General features: G+C 49.6%; 19 protein-coding genes and 1 pseudogene. 15 read left to right on the top strand and 5 right to left on the bottom strand.

The features are described 5' to 3' along the window. The first annotated feature begins 75 nt into the window (after window positions 1-75). The 5 genes from EA392_07455 to EA392_07435 are packed head-to-tail and all read left to right on the top strand — an operon-like array spanning window position 76 to window position 5,368. Window positions 76-1,551 carry a sodium:solute symporter family protein gene (locus tag EA392_07455; protein TVR39168.1) on the top strand — a complete coding sequence of 492 codons (1,476 nt, stop codon included), beginning with the start codon at window positions 76-78 and terminating at the stop codon, window positions 1,549-1,551. 3 nt (window positions 1,552-1,554) lie between these two features. Then, window positions 1,555-1,995 (top strand): N-acetyltransferase, encoded by a 441-nt coding sequence (locus EA392_07450; GenBank protein TVR39167.1) that lies wholly within the window; start codon window positions 1,555-1,557, stop codon window positions 1,993-1,995. Then, window positions 1,883-3,154 (top strand): amidohydrolase, encoded by a 1,272-nt coding sequence (locus tag EA392_07445; protein ID TVR39166.1) that lies wholly within the window; start codon window positions 1,883-1,885, stop codon window positions 3,152-3,154. Before EA392_07450 ends, EA392_07445 begins: the two co-directional genes overlap by 113 nt. Beyond that, window positions 3,147-4,298 (top strand): alanine racemase, encoded by a 1,152-nt coding sequence (gene alr / locus EA392_07440; protein ID TVR39165.1) that lies wholly within the window; start codon window positions 3,147-3,149, stop codon window positions 4,296-4,298. The genes EA392_07445 and alr overlap by 8 nt, the downstream gene beginning before the upstream one ends. Further along, the gene (locus EA392_07435; protein TVR39164.1) at window positions 4,298-5,368 is read left to right on the top strand and encodes an alanine/ornithine racemase family PLP-dependent enzyme; all 1,071 of its coding nucleotides are present in this window, start codon (window positions 4,298-4,300) and stop codon (window positions 5,366-5,368) included. The genes alr and EA392_07435 overlap by 1 nt, the downstream gene beginning before the upstream one ends. A gap of 5 nt (window positions 5,369-5,373) precedes the next feature. On the opposite strand, the gene EA392_07430 is transcribed toward EA392_07435, so the two are convergent. After that, the gene (locus tag EA392_07430) at window positions 5,374-5,985 is read right to left on the bottom strand and encodes a 2OG-Fe(II) oxygenase (GenBank protein TVR39163.1); all 612 of its coding nucleotides are present in this window, start codon (window positions 5,983-5,985) and stop codon (window positions 5,374-5,376) included. Window positions 5,986-6,086: 101 nt separating this feature from the next. On the opposite strand from EA392_07430, the gene EA392_07425 reads away from it, so the two are divergent. Then, a complete protein-coding gene (locus tag EA392_07425) occupies window positions 6,087-6,680 on the top strand; it encodes a hypothetical protein (protein TVR39162.1) in 594 nt (197 codons plus the stop codon). Window positions 6,681-6,683: 3 nt separating this feature from the next. Here the strand turns inward: EA392_07425 and EA392_07420 are convergent, their stop codons facing one another. Beyond that, window positions 6,684-7,172, bottom strand: a complete 489-nt coding sequence (locus EA392_07420) for a hypothetical protein (protein ID TVR39161.1) — start codon at window positions 7,170-7,172, stop codon at window positions 6,684-6,686. A gap of 116 nt (window positions 7,173-7,288) precedes the next feature. Here EA392_07420 and EA392_07415 point away from each other — a divergent pair, with 116 nt between their 5' ends. The 8 genes from EA392_07415 (at window position 7,289) to EA392_07380 (ending at window position 14,204) form a co-directional block, all read left to right on the top strand. Further along, entirely contained in the window at window positions 7,289-9,598 is a 2,310-nt protein-coding gene (locus EA392_07415) for a putative monovalent cation/H+ antiporter subunit A (GenBank protein TVR39199.1), read from the top strand. Then, window positions 9,595-10,008: a Na+/H+ antiporter subunit B gene (locus EA392_07410; GenBank protein TVR39160.1), complete on the top strand. Its 414-nt coding sequence runs from the start codon at window positions 9,595-9,597 to the stop codon at window positions 10,006-10,008. The genes EA392_07415 and EA392_07410 overlap by 4 nt, the downstream gene beginning before the upstream one ends. A gap of 2 nt (window positions 10,009-10,010) precedes the next feature. Continuing rightward, a complete protein-coding gene (locus EA392_07405; GenBank protein ID TVR39159.1) occupies window positions 10,011-10,361 on the top strand; it encodes a Na+/H+ antiporter subunit C in 351 nt (116 codons plus the stop codon). Further along, window positions 10,358-11,893, top strand: a complete 1,536-nt coding sequence (locus tag EA392_07400) for a Na+/H+ antiporter subunit D (protein ID TVR39158.1) — start codon at window positions 10,358-10,360, stop codon at window positions 11,891-11,893. Before EA392_07405 ends, EA392_07400 begins: the two co-directional genes overlap by 4 nt. Next, window positions 11,890-12,366 (top strand): Na+/H+ antiporter subunit E, encoded by a 477-nt coding sequence (locus tag EA392_07395; GenBank protein TVR39157.1) that lies wholly within the window; start codon window positions 11,890-11,892, stop codon window positions 12,364-12,366. The genes EA392_07400 and EA392_07395 overlap by 4 nt, the downstream gene beginning before the upstream one ends. Then, complete coding sequence (locus EA392_07390) at window positions 12,363-12,638, top strand: cation:proton antiporter (GenBank protein TVR39156.1); 276 nt, start codon at window positions 12,363-12,365, stop codon at window positions 12,636-12,638. Before EA392_07395 ends, EA392_07390 begins: the two co-directional genes overlap by 4 nt. Then, complete coding sequence (locus tag EA392_07385) at window positions 12,631-13,017, top strand: monovalent cation/H(+) antiporter subunit G (protein ID TVR39155.1); 387 nt, start codon at window positions 12,631-12,633, stop codon at window positions 13,015-13,017. Before EA392_07390 ends, EA392_07385 begins: the two co-directional genes overlap by 8 nt. 560 nt (window positions 13,018-13,577) lie before the next feature. Further along, on the top strand, window positions 13,578-14,204 hold the full coding sequence (locus EA392_07380; protein ID TVR39154.1) for a PorT family protein: 627 nt from the start codon (window positions 13,578-13,580) through the stop codon (window positions 14,202-14,204). A 641-nt stretch (window positions 14,205-14,845) separates the two neighbouring features. Here EA392_07380 and EA392_07375 read toward each other — a convergent pair. The 3 genes and pseudogenes from EA392_07375 to EA392_07365 all read right to left on the bottom strand — a co-directional run bounded on the left by EA392_07375 (window position 14,846) and on the right by EA392_07365 (window position 18,957). Continuing rightward, window positions 14,846-15,475 carry a flavin oxidoreductase gene (locus EA392_07375; protein ID TVR39153.1) on the bottom strand — a complete coding sequence of 210 codons (630 nt, stop codon included), beginning with the start codon at window positions 15,473-15,475 and terminating at the stop codon, window positions 14,846-14,848. Window positions 15,476-15,511: 36 nt separating this feature from the next. Then, window positions 15,512-16,612 (bottom strand): annotated as a pseudogene (locus EA392_07370) (deoxyribodipyrimidine photolyase). Window positions 16,613-16,638: 26 nt separating this feature from the next. Further along, window positions 16,639-18,957, bottom strand: coding sequence for a hypothetical protein (locus EA392_07365; GenBank protein ID TVR39152.1), 2,319 nt, complete (start codon window positions 18,955-18,957; stop codon window positions 16,639-16,641). Between the two features lie 177 nt (window positions 18,958-19,134). Here EA392_07365 and EA392_07360 point away from each other — a divergent pair, with 177 nt between their 5' ends. Beyond that, complete coding sequence (locus tag EA392_07360) at window positions 19,135-22,305, top strand: CocE/NonD family hydrolase (GenBank protein ID TVR39151.1); 3,171 nt, start codon at window positions 19,135-19,137, stop codon at window positions 22,303-22,305. Window positions 22,306-22,372: the final 67 nt, after the last annotated feature.

Genomic DNA, 22,372 nt, shown 5'->3' with positions numbered 1-22,372 from the left:
GTGTTTAGGTAAGTGGTTAAAAATGTGTATCTTTGCAGTTCAAAACCAAGAGAGCTCACGTTTCCTGTACACCCCATGCACTGGATTGACATCAGCATTTTTGTTTTCTACATGATTGGAATGCTGGCGGTGGGCTACTACTTTCTCAGGCGAAACAAAACAGAATCCGATTACTACGTAAGTGGCCGGAATATGGGGCCGTGGCACATAGGCCTTTCGGTGGTTGCCACCGATGTAGGTGGGGGCTTTTCTATCGGGCTGGGCGGGCTCGGTTTTGTGATGGGTTTATCGGGGTCCTGGATGCTTTTTACCGGCTTGCTCGGAGCCTGGCTCAGTGCTGTATGGCTTATCCCTAAAGTGATTCACGTGGGGCGCGAGAAGGAGTTTCTTACCTTCCCTCAAATGATGGGGCATTTTTTCAACCAGCGGGTGGCCTTGCTCGCAGCGGTGATTTCGGCCATCGGCTATCTCGGGTTTACCAGTTCACAACTGCTGGCTGGTGCAAAACTGGCTTCGGCTACCGTGCCTGAAATATCCCTGCATACCGCACTGCTCGTTATGGGCTTTATAGCGGTAGTGTACACGGCATTTGGCGGATTAAAAGCGGTGATTTACACCGATACATTTCAGTGGGCTTTACTGCTCGCCGGCTTGATTTTCATCGGCATTCCTATGGCTTATATTGCTGTTGGCGGAATGGAAGCCATTACAGCCGTGATTGGCAGTGAAATGCTGGCCTTTTCAAATATTTCGCCCTGGCAATTGCTGAACTGGGCAGTAACCATTATTCCCATTTGGTTTATTGGAATGACTTTGTATCAACGTATTTACGCCTCCCGAGATGAAAAATCAGCGCGCAAGGCTTGGTACATAGCCGGTTTTTTTGAGTGGCCCGTCATGGCCCTGATGGGTGTAGCGCTTGGGCTGCTGGCACGCGTGGCCGCTGAACAGGGTTTGTTTTCCCCGCTTGGTTTTGCCACCGCTGCCGGCGTTGATCCCGAAACCGGCCTTCCCATGCTACTGAGCACCATCCTTCCCGTGGGTTTGATGGGACTGATGCTTGCAGCCTATTTCTCAGCCATCCTATCTACAGCCGACAGTTGTTTGATGGCTGCTTCAGGAAATCTGCAAACAGACATATTGGGTCGTTGGCTTCGCAAAGGAGTGACTGCGAAGTCCGGGCTCTATATCTCTCAAGCCATCACGCTTGTGCTTGGTGCCGGCGCGGTATGGCTGGCCTGGCGCATGACCAATGTACTTGAGCTCATGCTCTATTCCTATGCCTTTATGGTAAGCGGCATGTTTGTGCCAGTAATCGCTGCCCTTTTTTGGCGTAATGCGCGACCAACGGCAGCCTTCTGGAGTATGCTGGCCGGTGGGTCAGTTACGCTTTACCTCATTACCGCCGAAAACAATTTGCCGGGTGGTTATCAACTGCCGCAATATCTCGACGCCAATTTATTTGGCATAACAGCTTCACTTGCCGTCTTTGTTGGCTTGCAGTGGATACCACAATTTAAATCGCTCATTATTTCATCCCAAAATTCTTAAACCATGAGTTTACAATATCACTTGATTCACGGCCATGTTGGACCCCATCCGGTATTCAACAACAGTCGCATTGCCGATTTTCTGTTTACCCACCTCGACCAGTTTGGCGATAAAAGTCAAGACATCATGAAATGCCTCGATTACGTATTCAATCCTGCCCGTGGCGGACGTGTGCTTCTGGCTGTTGAAAACAATGAGATTGTGGGTGCTGTGGTCGTCAACAACACCGGAATGTCGGGATACATCCCCGAAAACATACTGGTTTTCATCGCTGTGCACCAAAGCCAGCGCGGAAAGGGAGTGGGCAAGGAGTTGATGAAGAGAGCCATCAATGCCTCCCCCGGAAATATTGCATTGCATGTTGAGCCGGAAAACCCGGCCGTACACCTGTACCGCAAAATGGGCTTTACCAACAAATACCTCGAAATGCGCTACCAGAAATAACATGTCCATACCTTTCAACATAGCAACAGAAGAACTCAAAAAGCTTCGTCGCGAAGTGCTGCATCGCCACCCCGAGCTCTCCGGAAAAGAGAAAGAAACAGCCAGGCGCATTGCAGCTTTTCTGCAAAACCACCATCCTTACGAAATCCATCAAAACATTGGAGGCCATGGGTTAATGGCCATCTATCAAGGAGCACAAGCCGGTCCTACTGTGGTCATTCGCTGCGAACTGGATGCACTGCCCATTGCCGAGACCATTGATTTGCCACATGCTTCGCAGCATGAAGGTGTAGCTCACAAATGCGGGCACGACGGACATATGAGCATGGTAGCCGGATTGGCCCCGCTGCTGCACGATAATCCCCTCCAGAAAGGTAAAGTGGTGTTGCTTTTTCAGCCGGCTGAGGAAACCGGGCAGGGTGCCCGTCGGGTAGCCAATGATGAGGTGTTCAAGAAACTGAATCCCGATTGGATTTTCGCCGTGCACAACCTGCCGGGGTTTCCCGTCAATCAGGTGGTTTATCGCGAAGGTGCATTCAATCCTGCGGTGAACAGCCTCATTGTGAAATATACCGGCCATACCTCGCACGCTGCCGAGCCGGAGAAAGGCCTAAACCCCGCACTCGCCATGGCAGAACTGCTGCAGAAATTGATTACCTGGAATGAAGGTGACTCCGAAAGTGCCACATTCACGGTGATAGCTCCGGTGCACCAGCTACTGGGGGATAAAGCCTATGGAACCTCTGCCGGTTACGGCGAAAGTCATTTCACCTTGCGTTCAGATACTGCCGAAAAGATGCGGGAACTTGAACAACGCGCCGAAGAGCTCGCCCGGAACATTGGCAACAAGCACGAATTGAAGACAGAAATTTCGTGGACGGAATCTTTTGAGGCGGGATACAATCACCCGGACGCTGTGGCCCACATTGCAAAAGCAGCCCAACAATTGGGGCTTAACACCCACGAAGTTCCGCGGCCGTTTAGGTGGGGAGAGGATTTTGGGCATTTTACCCAGCACTATCGAGGCGCCATGTTTTGCCTGGGAGCGGGGAACAATCATCCGTCGCTGCACCATCCGCACTACGACTTTAACGATGACTTACTGGAACCGGGAGTCGCTGTGTTTTACAAGATAATCAGAAATATACTGCATGTTTGAACCATCCTATATCGAATTGAGCCAAAAGGCACTGCTCAACAACCTGCGTTTTTTGAGAAAAAGGGTTGGTCCCGATGTGCGTATTTCATCAGTGGTAAAGGGTAATGCCTATGGTCATGGCATTGAATCTTTTGTGCCCATGCTTTGCGCAGCCGGCGTAGATCATTTCTCGGTGTTCAGCGCCAGCGAAGCCGAGCGCGTGCGCCAAGCCTGCTCTTGCCGTCACGATATCATGATTATGGGTGAAGTGGACGGAGAAGCTTTGGATTGGGCCATATCCGAAGACATCGAGTTCTTTGTATTCGACAAACACCGTTTGGAACGGGCCATCGAAATTGCCCAAAATCAAAACCGCTGTGCCCGCATACATATTGAACTCGAAACAGGAATGAACCGCACCGGTTTTGAAAAATCAGAACTGGAGTGGGTGGCCGATATGCTCAGAAAACATTCGGAACATCTTCATTTCCGGGGTTTGTGTACCCATTACGCTGGTGCCGAAAGCATCGCCAACTATCTCCGTATCCAACGTCAAATGAAACGCTATCGCGAAGGGCTGATTTTTTTCAAATCCCAAGGACTTATTCCCGATATCAAACACACCTGCTGTTCTGCCGCCATGATGATGTTTCCGCGCAACCGCTATGATATGGTGAGGGTGGGTATCATGCAGTATGGTTTTTGGCCCAGTGCCGAAATTTTCGTGAAGTACGTGATGGGACGGAAAAACCGACAGGACCCCTTAAAGCGTGTTATTTCATGGAAAAGCCACGTCATGGCCATTAAAGACGTATCGCCGGGCGAATTCATAGGCTACGGTCAAAGCTACCAGGCACGCGAAAACATGCGAACGGCTGTGATTCCGGTGGGCTACTCTCATGGCTACACCCGTGAATTGAGTAACCAGGGACGTTTGCTGATTCGTGGCTGCAGGGTGGGCGTTGTCGGCATCGTGAACATGAACATGTTGCTGGTGGACATCACCGAAGTTCCTGACGCGGAAGTGGGTGATGAAGCAGTGCTCATTGGATACCAGGGAGATATGGAGATTACCGTTGCATCCTTCGGTGAACTCACCAATCAACTGAACTACGAGCTCCTTACGAGACTCCCTCATCACTTACCAAGAAAACCAACAGAATAATGGCCTTTATCAGACTCTATACAGACAAGCTCAAACACAATTATGAATTCCTTCAACGTCTCTTCCACAAGCGGAATATTGATTGGGGGGTGGTTTCCAAAATACTCTGTGGTAATGAGTTGTTTATTCAGGAATTGCTGAAATTGGGAATCCGCGAAATACACGATTCGCGTGTAAGTAACCTCAAGCTCATCAAAAAGCTGAATCCGCAAGTGCAAACGGTTTATATCAAGCCTCCTGCGCGCCGCAGTATTCCAAGCATTGTTCGTTTTGCAGACGTGAGTTTTAATTCAGAGCTAGACACCATCCGCATGCTTTCGGCTGAAGCCAAAAAGCAAAATAAGACGCACAAAATCATCATTATGATTGAAATGGGCGATCTTCGTGAAGGAGTACTGGGCGAAGAGCTGCTTGACTTTTACGGTGAGGTGTTCAATCTGCCCCATATTGAAGTGAGCGGTATTGGAACCAACCTGAATTGTTTGCACGGCGTGATGCCCTCGCAAGACAAACTCATTCAACTCAGCCTTTACAAACAGCTCATTGAAGCCAAATTTAACGTTAAAATTCCTTGGGTATCAGGTGGTACTTCTGTAACAGTTCCGCTGCTGCTCAGGAATATGCGCCCCATGGCAGTGAACCATTTTCGGGTGGGTGAGGTACTGTTTTTTGGGAATAACCTCTTTACCAACAAATTTATCAAGGGTATGAAAACGGATGTATTCAAACTCTACGCAGAAGTAATAGAACTCACCGAAAAACCCATGGTGCCTATCGGCGAGCTGGGGCAGAATGTAGCGGGCCATGCTTTTGAGGTAGAGGAGGAGAACATCGGCAAAACCCACTTCAGGGCCATTGTGGATATCGGTTTACTTGACGTGCAAACTGAGTATCTTGTGCCTGAAGACAAGCATCTTGTAATTGCAGAAGCAAGTTCAGATATGCTGGTTCTTGATCTTGGAAAAACGCGACGAAATTACAAAGTGGGCGATCTCATTTCGTTCAGATTGCAATACATGGCCGTGTTGCGCCTGATGAACTCTGACTACATCGAAAAGCAGGTGCAGTAAGCCTCTTATGTGAGAAACCCCAGTCCCAAAGGTTGACTGGTAAACCAGCCTGTGAGACTCAATCGGGGTTGGTGGGCTTCCAGCACTTCGTGCAGCACCGCATCACTTCTGAACATGGCCACCCGGTTTCCCAGCGGTTCAACAACAATTTTCTCCGACTTGTTATGAATAACCAGCTCACCTCCGTGGCCGGATTGCCATTGGTCGTTCATATACAGAATAAACGAAATGAGCCGATTGTTGCGGTCTTTGAACTGATCGAAATGCGGACGGTAATACGCGCCTTTCGGGTAATGGGCAAAGTGAAATTCTGCGTCTCTGATTCCAAGAAAAAAGGCCCGGTTCAGCTGATCAGACAAGTCTTGAATCCACTTCCAAAAATGCTGAATGACCGGGTCTTCGTCCTGCCTGTTGAGCCAAAAAACTTCGTCGCCCCGAATGCGTTTGTTCATTTCAAACTGCGCGCCACTGCCAATTCCCGCGCGCTCCATTTCATCGTTCTCAACCAGCGCACGGGCCTTTTTTCGTAAAGCGCTGTACAATTCAACCGGAAAAAACCCATCGAGCCGCAAATAGTGCTGTTGTGCCAGTTGGTCGAGGTGGTGGTCGTTCAGCATATGTAAGAGTGTACAGCAAAGGTAGTCGCCAAAGCATTCAAAAAAACCAATTTGATGCCTGTAGAGCGGAATTTTAATTTTGTGCCAAAGTCTTTAAAGCCATGATGAAAAAACACACCACAGTTGATGAAATCAATGCCGATTCGCCGCAGTGGGCGCAGCCTGTGCTTGAAGAATTACGCCAAATCATGCTCAACGCAGGTTTGAAAGAAGCCATCAAATGGGGAGGCGCCACCTATGTGAATCAAAAAAATGTTGTGGCTATGGGTGCCTTCAAGGATTTTGTTTCCGTGTGGTTTTTTGAAGGCGTACATCTCTCCGATCCCCTTGGATTGCTGGTGGCCGGAGGGGAGAAAACGCGTGCCATGCGCCAATGGCGCATTCCGAAAGGCGAAAACTTTGACGCCGGTATGATGCTCAGTTATGTGCTTGAAGCCAAGGAAAATGACGCCAAAGGGGTGAAAACTGCCGCCACACCTGTTGTGGTTCCTCCCATGCCCGATGATCTGCGTGAAGCCCTTGAGGCCGAGCCTGTCGTACAGGCATTCTTTGAGTCGCTCGCACCCTCACACCGCCGTGAGTATATTCGACACATTATCGAGGCCAAAAAAGAAGAAACCCGCATGCGCCGACTGCAGAAGTGCATGGATATGATGAGGCAGGGCCTGGATATGAACGCCCGCTATCGCAAATAAGGTTTACATGTATTTGCGAGGATACTCAAACCACGCAAGATTGCCCGTGTCGTAAGAAATCTCTGCCCATCTATCCAGCGGAAAGTCAATCCGCGCCAGCCCGCAGGTGGGAATGTTGGCAATATCCGACCCGCTCAGGTAGTTCACAATGTCGGTAATACCCGGGTTGTGCCCGAAAAGCACAGCCGAGGCGTGCCCGTCATCCAGTTGGTTGATGACCTCCAGCCATGTTCTTCGTCCGGCATGGTAAAGGGCGGGCTCTACGTGAATTTCTACACCGGAACGGAGCCGTTTTTTCATCAGTTGGGCCGTGCGGTGTGCCCTTTTGGCTGTGCTTGATATCCAGAGATCTGGTATTTCGCACAAAGAGCGCCACACATCGGCCATCATGGGCGCGTTCTGCTCACCGCGTGGGTTGAGCGGACGGTCGTGGTCGGGCAAAGAGGTGGACCAGTCGGATTTGGCGTGGCGGCAAATAAAGAGGGTTTTCATGGTTTTTCAAAGATAGCTTTTTGCCGGTTTTCACTGAAATCAGTTTTCAGGCAAGCCCCCGATATTTTATATCTTTCGCCCCGAATCAAACACTGCGTTTCAGGAGCGGAAATCCCATGTTGACGGCTGTACTTTCAGGATTTGTGATGGCCCTGGTTTTTGGCTGGGCCGGTCGATGGATGCGCAGCACCGCATGGACCCTCACCGGTCTTTTTCCCACAGCACTCTTCATCTATTTTCTCACCTTTTTGCCCGTTGCAGGTGGTGATGGAGTGTTGTTCAGTAATTCATGGGTGCCGTCTATCGGGGTAAACCTCGACTTCCGCATGGATGGGCTGGCGCTGCTGTTTTCACTCATGATTTCGGGAATCGGGGCCCTGGTGTTTTTCTACAGTTCAAACTATCTGAAAGGCCATGCGCACCTGCATCGTTTTTACGGATACCTGAGCATGTTTATGGCCAGTATGCTGGGCCTCGTGCTGTCAGACAACCTCTTGTCTATGTTCGTGTTCTGGGAGTTGACCAGTATCAGCTCCTTCTTCCTGATTGGATTTAACAACAACGACCCGGCATCGCGAAAATCCTCCATGATAGCCCTCGCTATTACGGGCGGAGGTGGACTGATGCTGATGGTGGGAATCCTCCTGATGGGCTACCTCGGGGGCTCATTCTCTATTGTAGAATTGCTTCACCAAACCGATGTGCTTCGCTCAGGGGCGCTTTACGGATGGATAATATTCTTTGTGTTTGTCGGTGCGTTCTCTAAGTCGGCGCAGTTCCCGCTGCATTTCTGGCTTCCCGCAGCCATGAAAGCCCCCACGCCGGTTTCTACCTATCTGCACTCAGCCACAATGGTAAAAGCAGGGGTGTATCTTCTGGCGCGACTTACGCCCGTACTGGGAGACGAAGTGTATTGGAATGTTACGCTTGTATCTGTGGGTGCTTTAACCATGGTCTATGCGGCCATTCACGCACTGTTTCGCACCGACATGAAAAGTATTTTGGCCTACTCAACCATTTCTGCACTGGGTATCATGGTGTTTCTGATTGGAATTGGGTCGCGGGAGAGTTTGCTGGCGTTGTCGGTGTTTATCCTGGTGCACGCGTTGTACAAAGCGGCCTTGTTCCTTCTCACCGGTATTGTAGATCACGAAACGGGTACACGCGATGTAACCCAACTTGCCGGACTACGACGTGTGCTCCTTCCGGTAGCCCTGGCAGGGTTGCTGGCTGCCCTGAGCAACGCAGGGTTTCCGCCCACTTTCGGCTTTTTGGGCAAAGACCTTATTTACGAGGCCACCCTGAATGTGCGGGATTGGGACTGGCTGCTCACCGCTCTTGCCGTGGTTACAAATATTTGTCTCTTGTGGGCAGGTTGGGTAGTGGGTGTAAAGCCCTTTGTGGGAAAACTCCCGGAGTCTTTCGAAAACGTTCATTTACCCTCGCCACTGCTTTGGGTGCCGCCTTTGTTGCTGGCAGTGCTCGGCTTGCTTTTCGGTCTTTTTCCCGTACTTATCAGCGAGGCATTTGTAGGAAAAATTCACCAGTCAGTATATGCGGCTTCTTTGGGAATACCCGGTCTGAAATTGTGGCACGGCTTCAACATGGTGTTGCTGCTTAGTGCGGTAACTGTGGTTTCGGGTTTTGTGTTTTATGTCCTTGTGAAACCCTCCAAAAGGTGGGAAAGTATGTTGAAAAGGTTGAAGTATTTCGCTCCTGAACAAATCATTACTTTTCTGTGGCAGAGCTTTGAGAGGTTCAGCAGCAAGTACACAAACATTCTGCAGTACGGCTTGCTTCGGTTTTACCTGATGATTATCCTTTTGTTTCTCATCACCATGTTGGGATACAAGTTCTTTACCGGAGTTGAGTTGCGCTTTGATCCTCGTTTGTTTACAGGCATTACCATCTACGAAGGCGTGATTGTAGCGCTGATGTTTATCTCCATTTTTCTGGTGGTGTTTTCGCGCTCACGACTTCACGCAGTGGTGGCCATGGGAGTGGTGGGATACTCGCTTTGCCTCCTCTTTATGGACTTTGGTGCCCCCGACCTCGCCATGACGCAGTTTACCATCGATACCCTTACTGTGGTGCTGTTTGTTTTGGTGCTGTACAACCTGCCCAAGTACCTCAATTATTCCAATCCGCCTGCCCGTTTTCGCGACAGCTTAATAGGCGCCACGTTCGGATTGATCATTACGCTTCTCGCCCTTGAAGTGATCCAGGAGCCGCTCAACCGCGAAACCAGTAAGTTCTATGCCGATAATGCCTATTTACTGGCCAAAGGTAAAAACGTGGTGAATGTGATTCTTGTGGATTTCCGGGGGATTGACACCCTGGGCGAAATTATTGTACTCACCGTAGCCGCGCTGGGCGTGTTTAGTTTAATCAGGCTGCAAATCGTAACCAAAAAGAACAAGTCATGAAGTCGTTGATTCTTCGCACTGCTGCCAATTATCTGCTGCCTTTGTTGCTGTTGTTTTCGGTGTTTATTTTGCTCCGCGGTCACTACCTGCCCGGCGGAGGGTTTGTGGGCGGGCTGGTGGCTTCGATTGCGTTTGTGTTGCATGCCTTTGCCAACGGTACCGAAAGCACCCAAAAGTTTTTGGCTTATCACCCGGGCAATATGATTCCCGTTGGACTGGGTATTGCCATCATTGCCGGGTTGTTTCCTATGTTATTTGGAGAGCCCTTTATGACAGGACTCTGGTTAAAAGATCCGCTTCCCGTCATTGGTATGGTGGGCACGGCATTGTTTTTTGATATCGGCGTATTTCTGGTGGTCATCGGGGTAACGCTCACCATTATTTTCACCATAGCAGAGACCACGAAATAAACATGGAATTTATCGTTGCCATACTAACCGGAGTGCTCTACGCAACAGGAATATACATGATTCTCAGGCGCAGTTTGGTAAAGCTGATCCTCGGACTGATTTTGCTTGGAAACGGAGCCAACCTGCTGATTTTCCTTGTGGGAAGACTTGCTGCCGGAAAACCGCCCATCATCCCCGAGGACTCATCCGTATTTACGGATGTGTATGCAGATCCCATTCCGCAAGCCTTGATTCTTACTGCCATTGTAATCAGCTTTGGTTTGCAGGCATTTGCCATTGTAACCATCAAGCGTGTGTACAAAGTGGTTGGCACCGACGACCTTGATATTATTGACCGCAGCGACGAAGTATGAGCGACATTCAAATCATATGGCCTATTGCATTTCACCTCCTGGCGGCCGTGGTACTCATTGGTTTCTGGCGGAAGGTGGACGTGCAGCGATATGTAAGCGTGGTGGCCAACTTCATTGCTGTGGGCATTGCGGTATGGCTATTCGCAAATGTGTGGAGCAATGGTGTGCTGGTGATGCAATCCGGAAGCTGGGGAGCCCCCTTCGGAATCACCTTTGTAGCCGACACCTTCAGTGCCACCATGGTGCTGCTCACGGCCATATCGGCGTTGGCCGTTTCCATCTTCTCAGCGGTAAGCATCAGCAAAGAGCGGATGCGCTACGGCTATTTCTCCATCCTGCATTTTCTGGTGATGGGTCTCAATGGGGCATTCCTTACCGGTGATATTTTTAACATGTACGTATGGTTTGAGCTGATTATCATCTCATCCTTTGTGCTGATGACCCTTGGTGGAGAGCGTCCGCAGATTGAAGGCGCCATCAACTACGTAACCATGAACCTTCTGGCATCGGTGATTTTCCTCACTGCCATCGCCATTCTCTACGGAATGGTAGGTACACTCAACATGGCCGACCTCAGCTTGAAGCTCGCCGAAGAGCAAAACCGCGGACTGGTTAACGCCACGGCCATTCTGTTTTTTGTGGGTTTTGGTATTAAATCGGCTGTGTTTCCGCTGTATTTCTGGTTGCCCTCGTCTTACCACACTCCACCCTCTGCCATTGCGGCTATCTTCGGCGGACTGCTCACCAAAGTTGGGGTGTACGCGTTGTTGCGCGTGTTCAGCCTGATGTTTATTCCCGACGAGTTCATGACCAACATGCTCATGACCATTGCGGCCCTTACCATGTTTACCGGAGGAGTTGGTGCTCTGGTGCAAACCAATATCCGCAAAATGTTTTCATACTTGATTATTTGCCATATTGGCTTTATGATAGCCGGGTTGGGCATGTACACGGAATTGGCCCTACTTGGAGCGGTTTTTTACTTGATTCACGATATCATCATCAAAACCAACTTGTTTTTGGTGAGCGGCGTGATTCTCAAAATCAAGGGCACGGTAGATATGAAGCACCTCGGAGGACTTTACGACGAGTACCCAAAGATTTCACTTCTGGTTGCCGTGATACTGTTTTCACTGGTGGGTATTCCACCGCTGTCGGGATTCTGGCCCAAGCTTTTTTTGATTCAGGCAGGCTTTGATACACGCGCCTTTGTATTGGTGGCTTTTGTAGTGATAGCCAGTTTCCTTACCCTGTTTGTGATTGCCAAATTGTGGTCGGAAGTGTTTTGGAAAAAGGGGAGTGGTACCCAGGAAATGGACCGCCCGTTTACCTATTTCAACGAACTGAAGCCGATCAAAAAGGCCGTGTTCCTAGCGCCACTCGTGCTGCTTGCCGCTGTTTCGCTTTACATTGGATTTGGTGCTGAACGCATTATGCAGGTGGCCCTGGTCATTGCCCATGATCTGAAAGACACAAGCTATTATTTGCAGGCTGTACTGGGTGCAACTCATTCAAATACTCCGATGCCATGATCAAACAACTGCTCATGAATTTCCTGCTGGCCCTCGCATGGGTTGCCCTCACAGGTAAGTTTATGTTGGCCAATTTTCTGTTTGGCTTTGGTTTGAGTTATGTTATTATGTGGATTGGTGTGCGCGATCAGCAAAGTCGGCGGTACTTTAACCGTATTCCGCGCATCATCATCTTCATTTTCTACTTCCTGTATGAACTTATCAAAGCCAACATACAAGTAGCGTACGATGTTATTACACCTACCTTTTACATGCGCCCGGGTATCATTGCCGTGCCACTCAGCGCCAAAACCGATTTGGAAATCACCCTTCTGGCCAATCTGATTTCGCTTACTCCCGGCACACTCAGCCTGGATATTTCTGACGATCGCTCTGTACTCTATGTGCACGCCATGTTTGTGCGCGACAAAGACGAGTTTATCCGAAGCGTGAAAATGGGATTTGAAAAACGTTTACTCGACATTATGCGATGAGCTTACACGATTTTCTATACTACATCATTATGCCGGTGCTGTGTATCTCGCTGCTGCTCATCTTTTACCGCTTTGTAGTAGGGCCGGGTATTGTTGATCGTGTGATTGCCCTGGACTTGCTCATTACCTGCGGTCTGGGAATTATTGCCGTGTATAGCATTATCACCAACCAGGAAACCTTTCTGGATATTGCCATGATTCTGGCCCTCATAGCCTTTCTCGGTACAGTGGCTTTTAGCTATTACCTTATAAAACGCAAGAAAAATGAGTGACGTGTTTGTGATGATACTCAGTGCCATTGGTGCCATTTTTATTCTGCTGGCCTCCATTGGTTTGGTGCGTATGCCCGATTTTTACCTTCGCGTTTCGGTAACCACCAAGGCTGCTACACTAGGCGTAGGCCTCGTGCTGGCTGCGGCGGCGGTGTACTTTCAAGAGGCGTCGGTTGTATCGCGTGTGCTGGCCATTATCAGCTTTCTGCTCCTCACTGCACCTGTGGCCGCTCACATGATCGGACGTACCGCCTATTTTACCGGAACAAGTATGTGGGAGCGCTCCACCCACGATGAACTCGCTGGTAAGTACCACGACGGCGTGGATTCTGAGCATAGAGGTAAAAAAGGTGGCGACGGTACGGAGGTAGAGGCATAGACCGCAAGAGCACTTTTGCCTTTTACTTTCCTTTTGACTCTATTCTGGCGGCTTACTTTTTACACAGTAAAGCTTCTTTATACAAGGAATGTAAAGGATTTTGACCATTTTCAAATAACCTCACCCCAGCTCTAAAAGAATTTTCAGCTGCCAATGCCTTCGCGTAGTTCTTTCAAACCGGACGGTTTAACTAAATCCACGAAGGCCTCTGAACTTTATGGTCTCACACTAATTTTCGTTCCCCTTTCCGTCATGGTGTAACCCGGTACATCCACATTTAATTTTTTCGTTTTAAAGTGATAACAATAATGCTTTGAACATAGATACGGCTTTTGCGGTTTTTTGTGTCGTTGTTGTATGATTTATTGATTTAGAGCATCTAAGGCCCATGCTGTCCTCGTGACAAGTATATTTGATGAAGATTTATGGCTGCCCTCTGTGTTATGAGTTATCTCTGCAGAGCGCAATAATGAGAGCCTCAATCATATCACTAAAATGAATAAATCAGAACCATGAAAAAGAAAAATTTGTTTTCCGAAATCAGCACACCAGGTAAAAGTATGATAATGTTGTGTGTAGTAATGCTCAGTGCTGCAATGGCGCAACAAGCCATGGCGCAGCCTGATGCAAGGGATGATCTCAAAGTAGGTGTGAAAGCCGGAGCCAACCTTAGCAATGTGTGGGACCAGCGCGGAGGTGATTTTCGCGCGGATTCAAAAATGGGTTTTGCCGGCGGGGTCTGGCTCGGTATTCCGATTGGTACCTACCTCGGTTTTCAACCTGAAGTACTGCTTTCGCAAAAAGGATTTCGGGCAGATGGCACCCTGCTGGGCAGCGAATATACGTTCAGAAGAACCACTACTCACCTTGATATTCCGCTGCAACTTCAATTAAAACCGGCTACTTTCCTGACCATTGTGGGAGGTCCGCAATATTCCTTCCTGCTCAGGGAGGCCAATAAGTACACCTTTGGATCGAATAGCGTTGAGCAACAAGAACAGTTTGACAACGACAATATCCGACGTAATATGCTCGGCTTTGTAATTGGCTTTGATGTAATTGTGCACCAATTTGTTTTTGCCTCAAGGGTAGGTTGGGACGTACTTGACAATCATGGCGACGGCAGTTCTTCAACACCACGGTACAAAAACCGTTGGATACAATTTGCAGCGGGTATTCAGTTCTAGGAACCGGATCTATTCGAATTTTGAATGCTTGATCTAAGAATCTGCCATTTCAATAAGCACCCGCGCGAAGCTATTCACGAAGGTTTTTGATGTAATTCCGCGTCCTACGAAGTGGACACTGATGTCAATTTATTCTCACTACCAAATAATCCGGGCCACACCTTGATGCAAACAATACTACAGTCAGTTCTGTTGCTTTCAATCTTCGCGCAAAAAACAAAACATCCTTGCACAAATCATGTTTTGACATCAGTTAACACAAACACTAGTAGACAATCGAAACCATTGAGTAATTCTGCGTTTCAATTTTCTCTGATGACCGAAACATTTTATCCGCTTGGTAAGTCGTTTGCGCTTACAACCAAAGCCTATAACGGAGCCAGTGCTTCGCGACTTAACCACATCGGTATTGAGCGGCACTTTTACCAGCTGTACCGCATAGGATCTTCATTGGAACTCTTGACTCAATGATCTGGGCTAACTCATCAACCAGAACAAAATCCGGAACAATTCCTTATAAGCAGAGCATTATTGACCTATTGTTGTTCCGAATGCAGCAAAGGCCTGGGCGCATTTCAGTTTTGGAAATTGAGGATTTGGGTGTCGTCATATTGCCACTGAAGTTCCCGGAATTAATCGTTTTAGTAATCACGAAACGATCCCACTCGAGCATATAGAAATTGCGCTTCTTTTTGCAGCGAATAATAGCTGTTCAAGCCTGAAATACCGGCAGAGCCCAATTGGCCCAAATCCAGGTGGCCTTCATCATCAAAGGCACCGTCAGGCGCTATGATGTGTAATATGCGTCCTATCACCAGCAAAGTGTCGTTGGTGGCGATAGGAATAACCTCCTCTAGCTGTAACCCTAGTTTCAAATGACTCTCCTGTACAAAAGGAGCTTCAAATCCTTCTATGTATTCCTCTGTAAATCCAACGGCCTCAAATTCTGAAATTTCCCTCGGATATTTGGCTGAAGTTTGATGCGCAGGGGCTACGTGCGTAACCGGAACATGATTCAGCGTGTAAACCCCCAGCTGCTCGATGTTCTCAAAGGTATGTCGCCTAACTTCGGTACGCGGACGCAACACCATACCCAGCAAGGGCGGATTGCTGCCCAAATGCACCACCGAACTGAAAATGGCGAGATTGCTGTTGCCGTCGGGTGAGCGCGTGCCCACCAGATTGGCAGGTTTAATGCCGGTTACCGAGTTAATGATATTGAGCCGCCGGATACGGTCCATTTGTTCAATGTCAGTTGTTTGAAGGTGCATATTCTTGTCGTGTATGGGTTTGAAAGATTCTTTGCTTTACCACTCCATGTGTTTTTGGTATTGTTTCCAAAAGGCGAAAAACGAGCTGAAGTAACCCGTTACGGGAAACATTCTGTCCGGCGGTTCCGGTTTGCCGATATAGTGCGTACAAAGGCGGTGCTCTTTCCAGCGAATATCTTGTGCGCCGTAAATTTTTTGCAAAGAGCCGAAACTTCCGCAAAACACCTGAATGCCTTCTGTGAGCCGGGCACAATTGAGGATAAAAGCCAATACCCGTTCCGAAACAGGATAGCGTTTAAATAGCTCCGGTTCGAGTAGCAGCACCCGGTTGACGTCCATATCTGCATGCCAATCCGGATCAAGGTGATAGCTGTGATACACGAGCAGGGGCAGATTGGGATTGAGTTTGGGTTCAGGTGTTTCGGGTAGATCTGTTTGGAAGATGAGGGATTGCACCTGGCTCAGCACTGGTGGAATAGCCATGTGCTCAAAACCTTCGTAGGGGATGTCGAGAAAAGTTCGGCGCTGCGAAGTGCCCGCGTAGCGGTTGATATTTTCCTGGTTGGCTACGTACTTCTTGCTGCTGTTGGAGCCTGCCACCCATTGCCAGCTCAATGCGTTGCTTGCCCAATCGCCATCCAGCAGGTGGTAGTACATCCATTGTGCAGGATTGTACCAATGGCAGCGCGCCACATTACAGGCTACCGCAGCCACATACATACGAAGGTGATTGTGCATGTAGCCCGTTTCGTACAGAACCTCTACGGCTTCGTCAATGGCAGTAATTCCGGTATGGGCATTCAAGAGCGCCATGGGCATTCCGTCGAACTGCGCATCGGGTTGCGGATGTTTCAAATCGCGGTTGATGGCGTTGTCCTTGTTGCGCCAAACCTCCTGCCAGTAGTCGCACCATGCGAGTTCCTGCACAAATTTCTCGCATTGTTTCAGGTCGTGGCCTTGATCCTTGATGTGTTGCAGCACTTTTTTGGTGGACAGCACCCCGCGTGAGATGTAGGGCGACAAGTAGCTCACATCTCAGTTGATGAAATTTCGTGTACGTCCGTATTGCAGCGGGTCTGTTTCGGCAAGACGGGCAGCAATGGCCCGTCGTGAAACAGGAAAATCGGGTCTGGGTATGCTGGCTGTTTGAAGCAACGGTAGTTTTATCCCGTTGTAACAGAGCGAAAAGGTTTTGGTTCGGAAACCGATTGCTGATTCCCGGGTATAAATTTCTCCCTCGGGTAAAAGAAAAACAACAACACAGGCAGCAGCAGCAAATCGGCCAGTACGGCAAATAAGAGCATCAGGCTGATCAGCAGACCGATGTAGAAAGTGCCGAGGAAGTTGGAGCCTATCAGCGTGATAAATCCGCCGCAAAGTATAATACTGGTTACCACAATGGCTTTTCCGGTGGAGAGAAAGGTGCGCTTCACGGCGTAGAGCATACTTTTTCCTTTCATTAACTCCAGCTTCAGTTTGCTCATAAAGTGAATGGTGTCGTCCACCGCAATACCAAAAGCAATGGTAAATATAATGGAGGTACTCACCTTTAAAGGAATGCCGGCAAAACCCATAATACCCGCAATCATCACCAAGGGCAACATGTTGGGGATAAGCGTAATAATCACCATCTTCATCGAGCGAAAGAGCACGCCCATAATCAGCGCAATCACGCCAAATGCAATGAGCAGTCCGTATATCATATTGGTTGACAGCGATTTGTTGTTCAGGTCAATAAGCAGTGAAGTTCCGGTTAATCGGTACTGCAAAAGCCCGGGGTTGATGTTTTCGGCAAAGAAGGTAGCCAGTTGCGCGTCTTTGTTGCTTACGGCAATGTTGCCCTCGTCGGCAATGCGCCCCGCCATGCGCGCGCGATTGGCATCTTCGTTGAGCAGCGCCTTGAGCATTCCGGCGCGTTGTGCCTGCTCCATGTTTCGCACCAGCTTGTTGAGTTGCTCCTGGGTATCGGGCAGGCGGTAGCGCTCGGGGTTTCCGTTGTGGCGTCCCTGGTTAAGGGTTTTCACCACCTGCAAAACCGAAATCTGCGCGCCCACCTCATAGTCCTCCTGAAGATACTGGCTGAGTTTGTCCATTTCGCGCAGCACTTCAAGGTCCCACACATCGCGGTCTCCCTGCACGTAAAGCGACATTTCAAAAGGGCGCACACCGCCAAAGTGTTCTTCCAGAAAGTAAAAATTCTGCCTCAGCGGGTCTGACTCGCGCAGATCTTCGAGCAGGTAATTGTCTGACACCATCATCGAAGTGCCCACCAGGCTGATAGCCAGTACGGCGATACAACCGGCAAAGGTTCGTTTGGGATGCAGCAATACCCTGGACAGCAGCTTTCGCAATTGGCGGTCCCAGAAGTTGCGGTTGGTAGGATGGTTCACCGCCTCTGGAATAGAGGAGAGGCTCAGCACCGCCGGAAGCAGGGTAAAGGCCAGCAAAAAGGCCAGCACAATGCCCATGGCGGTGTAGCTGCCAAACTCACGGATGGGCTGGATATTAGAAGTGAGCAGTGTTAAAAACCCGATGGCGGTGGTCAGAGAAGTGAGCAGGGTGGCCAATCCCACTTCCTTGTATGCGGTTTTAAGGGCCAGCATCTTGGGTTTACCATTGCGCAGCTCCTCAAAATAGCGCGTAACGAGGTGCACCACATCACTCACGCCTACCACAAAAACAATCACGGGAAGCACATTCAGCATAATGCCCAGTGGCAAATCCATGCGGGCCAGAATGCCCACCGTCCAGAGCACAGCCATCATCACCACAAGCAATGGCACCCACACTCCCCAAAATGAGCGGAATGCCACCACTAAAAACACGATGATAAGCAGAATACTCAGGCTGATAAAGAGGATAAACTCGTGTTGCAACAGATCCACATAATAGGCCTGACCGGTGGCTCGCCCGGCCATGTGCAGCTCGTCAAAAGTAAAGCTATTCATGATGCGGTTCAGGTCGGCGGCCAGTTCATCGGCGGCTTCTTTGCTGATGTACTCGTCTGTCTCCACAAACAGGCAAAGTGCCTTGCCGTGGGGAGAAAAGAGCGTGCCGACCAGTGGAGGGTGCCGGTAAATGCGCGACGAATCACGCTGGTAATGTTGTGGTTGGTCAAACCGGAGCCATGCACGCTCGATGGGGGTACCAAAGAGCGGGTCGAAAGTGAGCTGCTTAACGCGGGTGGGCGATTGTACACTGAGCACATGGCGGGCGGTGGCGAGTGAATCCGTCAGACGATCTACCTTCCTCAAAAAACCCTCGTTAAAAATGCCCTCGCGGTTCAAAAGGCCAATCAGTACAAAATCGTTGTCGCTGCCAAAGGTTTTGCGGTAATCCAGAAAGTACTGCGTTTCGGGGTCGTCTTCCGGAAAGAACTTCTCAAAGTCGTAATCAAAGCCCACGCTGCCCAGGCCGGCAATGAAATAACCGGAAACCAAAGCGAGTACAATCAGGGTGAGGATGGAGAGCTGTCGTGCCATGCGTGCCGTGCGAAGATATCTGAAGTTTTTGAACCTCGTTGTGCAGTGTTCGGCAGTTCAACACCCCAAAAGGCATTTGGTTGCCATCAGTGGCCGCAGATGTCAAGTTTACAGCCCACATGAGATTGTCCGCAACGCCATATTTTGCTAACTTGAGCCCTCCAACAACCTAAACCAATGGTAACCATGTTTCTGGAACAGCTTATTAACAATAGCTTATTGCTTTTGATGGCCCTTCCGATGGCCATTTTTGCCCAGGTCAATCCCAACGGTCAGATAGATGATATCATGGAAATGTCATCGCCGGTTACCGAAGATTTTACCATGCCCGATGGTACAAAGCTTCGCACCGATATTTACCTTCCAATTACCCGCGATAGTCTGATTGTTCCTGTGAACATTGACATTCCCGACTTTTTGCAGGATGTGTTTGGAAGTTCGCTCAACTACGATTTTGAAGTCCTACCCAACAACCATCAGTTTATTGTGTACGATAGTATTTACGATTGCTCATCTGATCAAATGGTTAAGAACCCCAATCCCTATAAATTGCCAATGGTCTTTTCGCGTACGCCGTATAACAAAGGGTCAGAAAATCTTGAAGGTGCGGTTATTGGTATTCTTGGTTATGCTTATGCAGTGCAGGATCAGCGTGGACGATATACTTCTGAAGGCGTGTACCTTCCGCTTATTTCCGACTCGTGGAACAAGAATGCTTATCACCCTGAGTATGATCACGCTTTGGACAAGGTGCCTTTTGATGACCCGCGAAACTCCAACAGGCATGAAGATGGCTACAATTCCATTGAGTACATACGCCATCAGCTTACCCGTCAATATGATCTGGACGGTTATGGTTCGCCCGAAACCGAAGACCTGCTGTACAACGGTCGTATCGCTATGTTTGGCGCCTCGGCATTGGGCTACAACCAATACCAGGCAGCGGCGGCCCACCGTATTCACAGTGATGAACCCGGGCTGAAAGCTCTTTTTCCCATTGTTGCGCCCGCCGATTTTTACCGCAGTACGGCCTTTCAAAATGGCGTATTGAGGCATCGCCTCGTGAACGGATGGTTGCAGGGGCAGATTTTTTCGGGGGTGAATGACGATTTGAACGAGATTGACGACGACCCACACAATGATTTGCACAGCTCTGCCGATTACGATTTGCCCCAAACGCTTATCATAAACGGAATTCCACGCACCTATGAAATGAACAAGCAGGACGCTGCCGAGCTGGCCATTGACCATTTTGTGGCATTGCGCTACCCAGACAGCGACATAGGTCTTCATCCGGCGGGTTTGTATCCCAATGCTACCGGGCGACGGGAAATGGACGCCTCGCGGGCCATGGTGGATGCGATGGGTGAATCGGTGAGCCGAGGAAAAATTGTAGATGGAGTAGTGGTGGATGTCCCCGATGACGACCCGGACGGTATTCCGGGAATGGGAAGCACACCGCGCCCCGGACTCACGCACAGTCGTTATTCAAACATGGAAGTGCCGGCCTATCACCTCACCGGCTGGTACGACATTTTTATTGACGGCCAGATTGAAACATGGGCACAGATGCGTCAACACCTCAATCCGGCACAAACCAACCAACAATTGCAGAAGCTGGTAATCGGGCCATGGGCGCACCAAACCATTGGCAATACCACCACCGGCGACCGCACCTATCCCGACAATGTGAGTGAACTCATCGGGCTGAATTTTGCGGATTTATCAGACGACAACCTTCCGGTAGCTTCCGCTTTACAGTCGGAAATTCTGAGTTGGTTCCGCTACAACCTCAACTACCGCTGCGACGGAAACGGATTTGAGTACCGCGAGCCGGGTTTTATGATACCGCGCTCTCATAACCCTACTGTGATTGCTTCGGTAGATCTCCCTTTTGTGGGAACGGCTTTTCTGTATTTGCGGGTTCCTGCAGATACTGTGCGCTTGAGTTTTGAGGAAATGCTCGCTGTACTGGGCGGAAACCAGCCTCTCAGCAACGTGAGTGCAGAGTTGAGCTGGGAGGTTCCGCTTTTGGGAAGCGGTTCAGAGCCTATTTCGCTGCCCGATATTCCTTTGGGCGCCCTTATTCCGGGCATTGAACCCGGTACCACCGGAATTCCGTACCGCGATTTCCTTAATGAAGAAGAAGTAGCCAATGTGCGGTTTTACGTCATCGGGCCTAACGACGACAACTCTTTTAGCAACAATACATTGGGTAGCTACTGGATGTCGGCCGACACTTTTCCGCTCCCCGAAGCCACCTCTGCAGACCCCGTTCACCGCCGCACGCTGTATCTGCGCGGCAACGGAGACTTGAGCTACAACCAGCCTCAATCCGACGAAGGATTTCACACCTATGTGCACGACCCCAATGACCCTGTTCGCAGCATCGGTGGCGCCAATATGATTGTGAAAACACCCGATGGACTGCGCGATAGCCAAGGCCAGTTTGAGCTAAGCGACCCGCTTTACGCACCGCATACGCTTACCCATCCCGGGGTAATTCAGTTTGAAACGGCACCGATCGAGGAAGATTCACTCTGTGTAATTGGCTTTCCGCAGGCCAGATTGTGGGCCCGTAGCACCATAGAAGGTATGGATGAAGGCCCCACAGATACCGATTTCTTCGTACGGATCGTGGACGTGTATCCCGACGGACGGGAGTACTTTGTGGTGGAAGGTTCAGTGAGTGCGCGTGCCCGGGATTATGCGGCTGCTCTTGCGGATGATATCACCGCAGATTTTACCTACCCATTTGACGTAGACAACATCCCGTTTACCAATATTGAGTTGGGCGAGGTGTACGAATACTATTTCAACCTGCTCCCCATTGCCTATACTTTTGGCCACGGTCATAAAATGAAAGTACTCATTTCCAGCAGCAACTACACCCGTTACCAGGTAAATCCCAACCTGCCGATTGAGGATGGTGAGTTTTTTCGCTGGAAGCCCGGCGATGAAACCACTTACACATTTAATGGTGTGGAGATGAGTCCGCGGGTGGTGCTCAACAGCATTCACTTTTCGGATGAGCAGCCCAGCCACATCACCCTTCCGGTGTACGGACCCGAGTTGATTATCACTTCGGATGAGCGAGCCGATGTACCCACGGCGCAGGTGGTGCTGTATCCCAATCCGGCCCGTGGAATAGCCACCATTGCAACCGGTAACCACCGCGATTACGCCTTGCGCGTGATGAACATCGGAGGAGTGGAAGTTTCACAAACTCCGCAGTTCCGCGAAATGACCACCATTAATTTGCAAGCCCTCCCGGCCGGTTTATACTTTGTTGAAATTCGCGATTTGGATTCTGAAGAGCGGTTGGTTAAGCGTTTAGTGAAGATGTAAAGACATCAGAAGCCAACGCCATTGAAATCTCCGGCACAACCTGATTTTGGCTACTTTCGTCCGCATT

The organism is Cryomorphaceae bacterium (genome assembly GCA_007695365.1).
Lineage (GTDB): Bacteria > Bacteroidota > Bacteroidia > Flavobacteriales_D > SKUL01 > SKUL01.
Note: the sequence above shows the minus strand (reverse complement) of the source record. Positions and strands in the feature narration are given on the sequence as shown.

Excerpts from the sequence above, each read along its gene's own strand:
- EA392_07425 (TVR39162.1), top strand. The coding sequence starts at position 6,087 with ATGATGAAAAAACACACCACAGTTGATGAAATCAATGCCGATTCGCCG.
- EA392_07450 (TVR39167.1), top strand. The coding sequence starts at position 1,555 with ATGAGTTTACAATATCACTTGATTCACGGCCATGTTGGACCCCATCCG.
- EA392_07385 (TVR39155.1), top strand. The coding sequence starts at position 12,631 with ATGAGTGACGTGTTTGTGATGATACTCAGTGCCATTGGTGCCATTTTT.
- EA392_07455 (TVR39168.1), top strand. The coding sequence starts at position 76 with ATGCACTGGATTGACATCAGCATTTTTGTTTTCTACATGATTGGAATG.
- EA392_07360 (TVR39151.1), top strand. The coding sequence starts at position 19,135 with ATGGTAACCATGTTTCTGGAACAGCTTATTAACAATAGCTTATTGCTT.
- EA392_07400 (TVR39158.1), top strand. The coding sequence starts at position 10,358 with ATGAGCGACATTCAAATCATATGGCCTATTGCATTTCACCTCCTGGCG.
- EA392_07410 (TVR39160.1), top strand. The coding sequence starts at position 9,595 with ATGAAGTCGTTGATTCTTCGCACTGCTGCCAATTATCTGCTGCCTTTG.
- EA392_07405 (TVR39159.1), top strand. The coding sequence starts at position 10,011 with ATGGAATTTATCGTTGCCATACTAACCGGAGTGCTCTACGCAACAGGA.
- EA392_07375 (TVR39153.1), bottom strand. The coding sequence starts at position 15,475 with ATGCACCTTCAAACAACTGACATTGAACAAATGGACCGTATCCGGCGG.
- EA392_07445 (TVR39166.1), top strand. The coding sequence starts at position 1,883 with ATGCCTCCCCCGGAAATATTGCATTGCATGTTGAGCCGGAAAACCCGG.
- EA392_07430 (TVR39163.1), bottom strand. The coding sequence starts at position 5,985 with ATGCTGAACGACCACCACCTCGACCAACTGGCACAACAGCACTATTTG.
- EA392_07365 (TVR39152.1), bottom strand. The coding sequence starts at position 18,957 with ATGGCACGACAGCTCTCCATCCTCACCCTGATTGTACTCGCTTTGGTT.
- EA392_07390 (TVR39156.1), top strand. The coding sequence starts at position 12,363 with ATGAGCTTACACGATTTTCTATACTACATCATTATGCCGGTGCTGTGT.
- EA392_07380 (TVR39154.1), top strand. The coding sequence starts at position 13,578 with ATGATAATGTTGTGTGTAGTAATGCTCAGTGCTGCAATGGCGCAACAA.
- EA392_07415 (TVR39199.1), top strand. The coding sequence starts at position 7,289 with ATGTTGACGGCTGTACTTTCAGGATTTGTGATGGCCCTGGTTTTTGGC.
- EA392_07420 (TVR39161.1), bottom strand. The coding sequence starts at position 7,172 with ATGAAAACCCTCTTTATTTGCCGCCACGCCAAATCCGACTGGTCCACC.
- alr (TVR39165.1), top strand. The coding sequence starts at position 3,147 with ATGTTTGAACCATCCTATATCGAATTGAGCCAAAAGGCACTGCTCAAC.
- EA392_07435 (TVR39164.1), top strand. The coding sequence starts at position 4,298 with ATGGCCTTTATCAGACTCTATACAGACAAGCTCAAACACAATTATGAA.
- EA392_07395 (TVR39157.1), top strand. The coding sequence starts at position 11,890 with ATGATCAAACAACTGCTCATGAATTTCCTGCTGGCCCTCGCATGGGTT.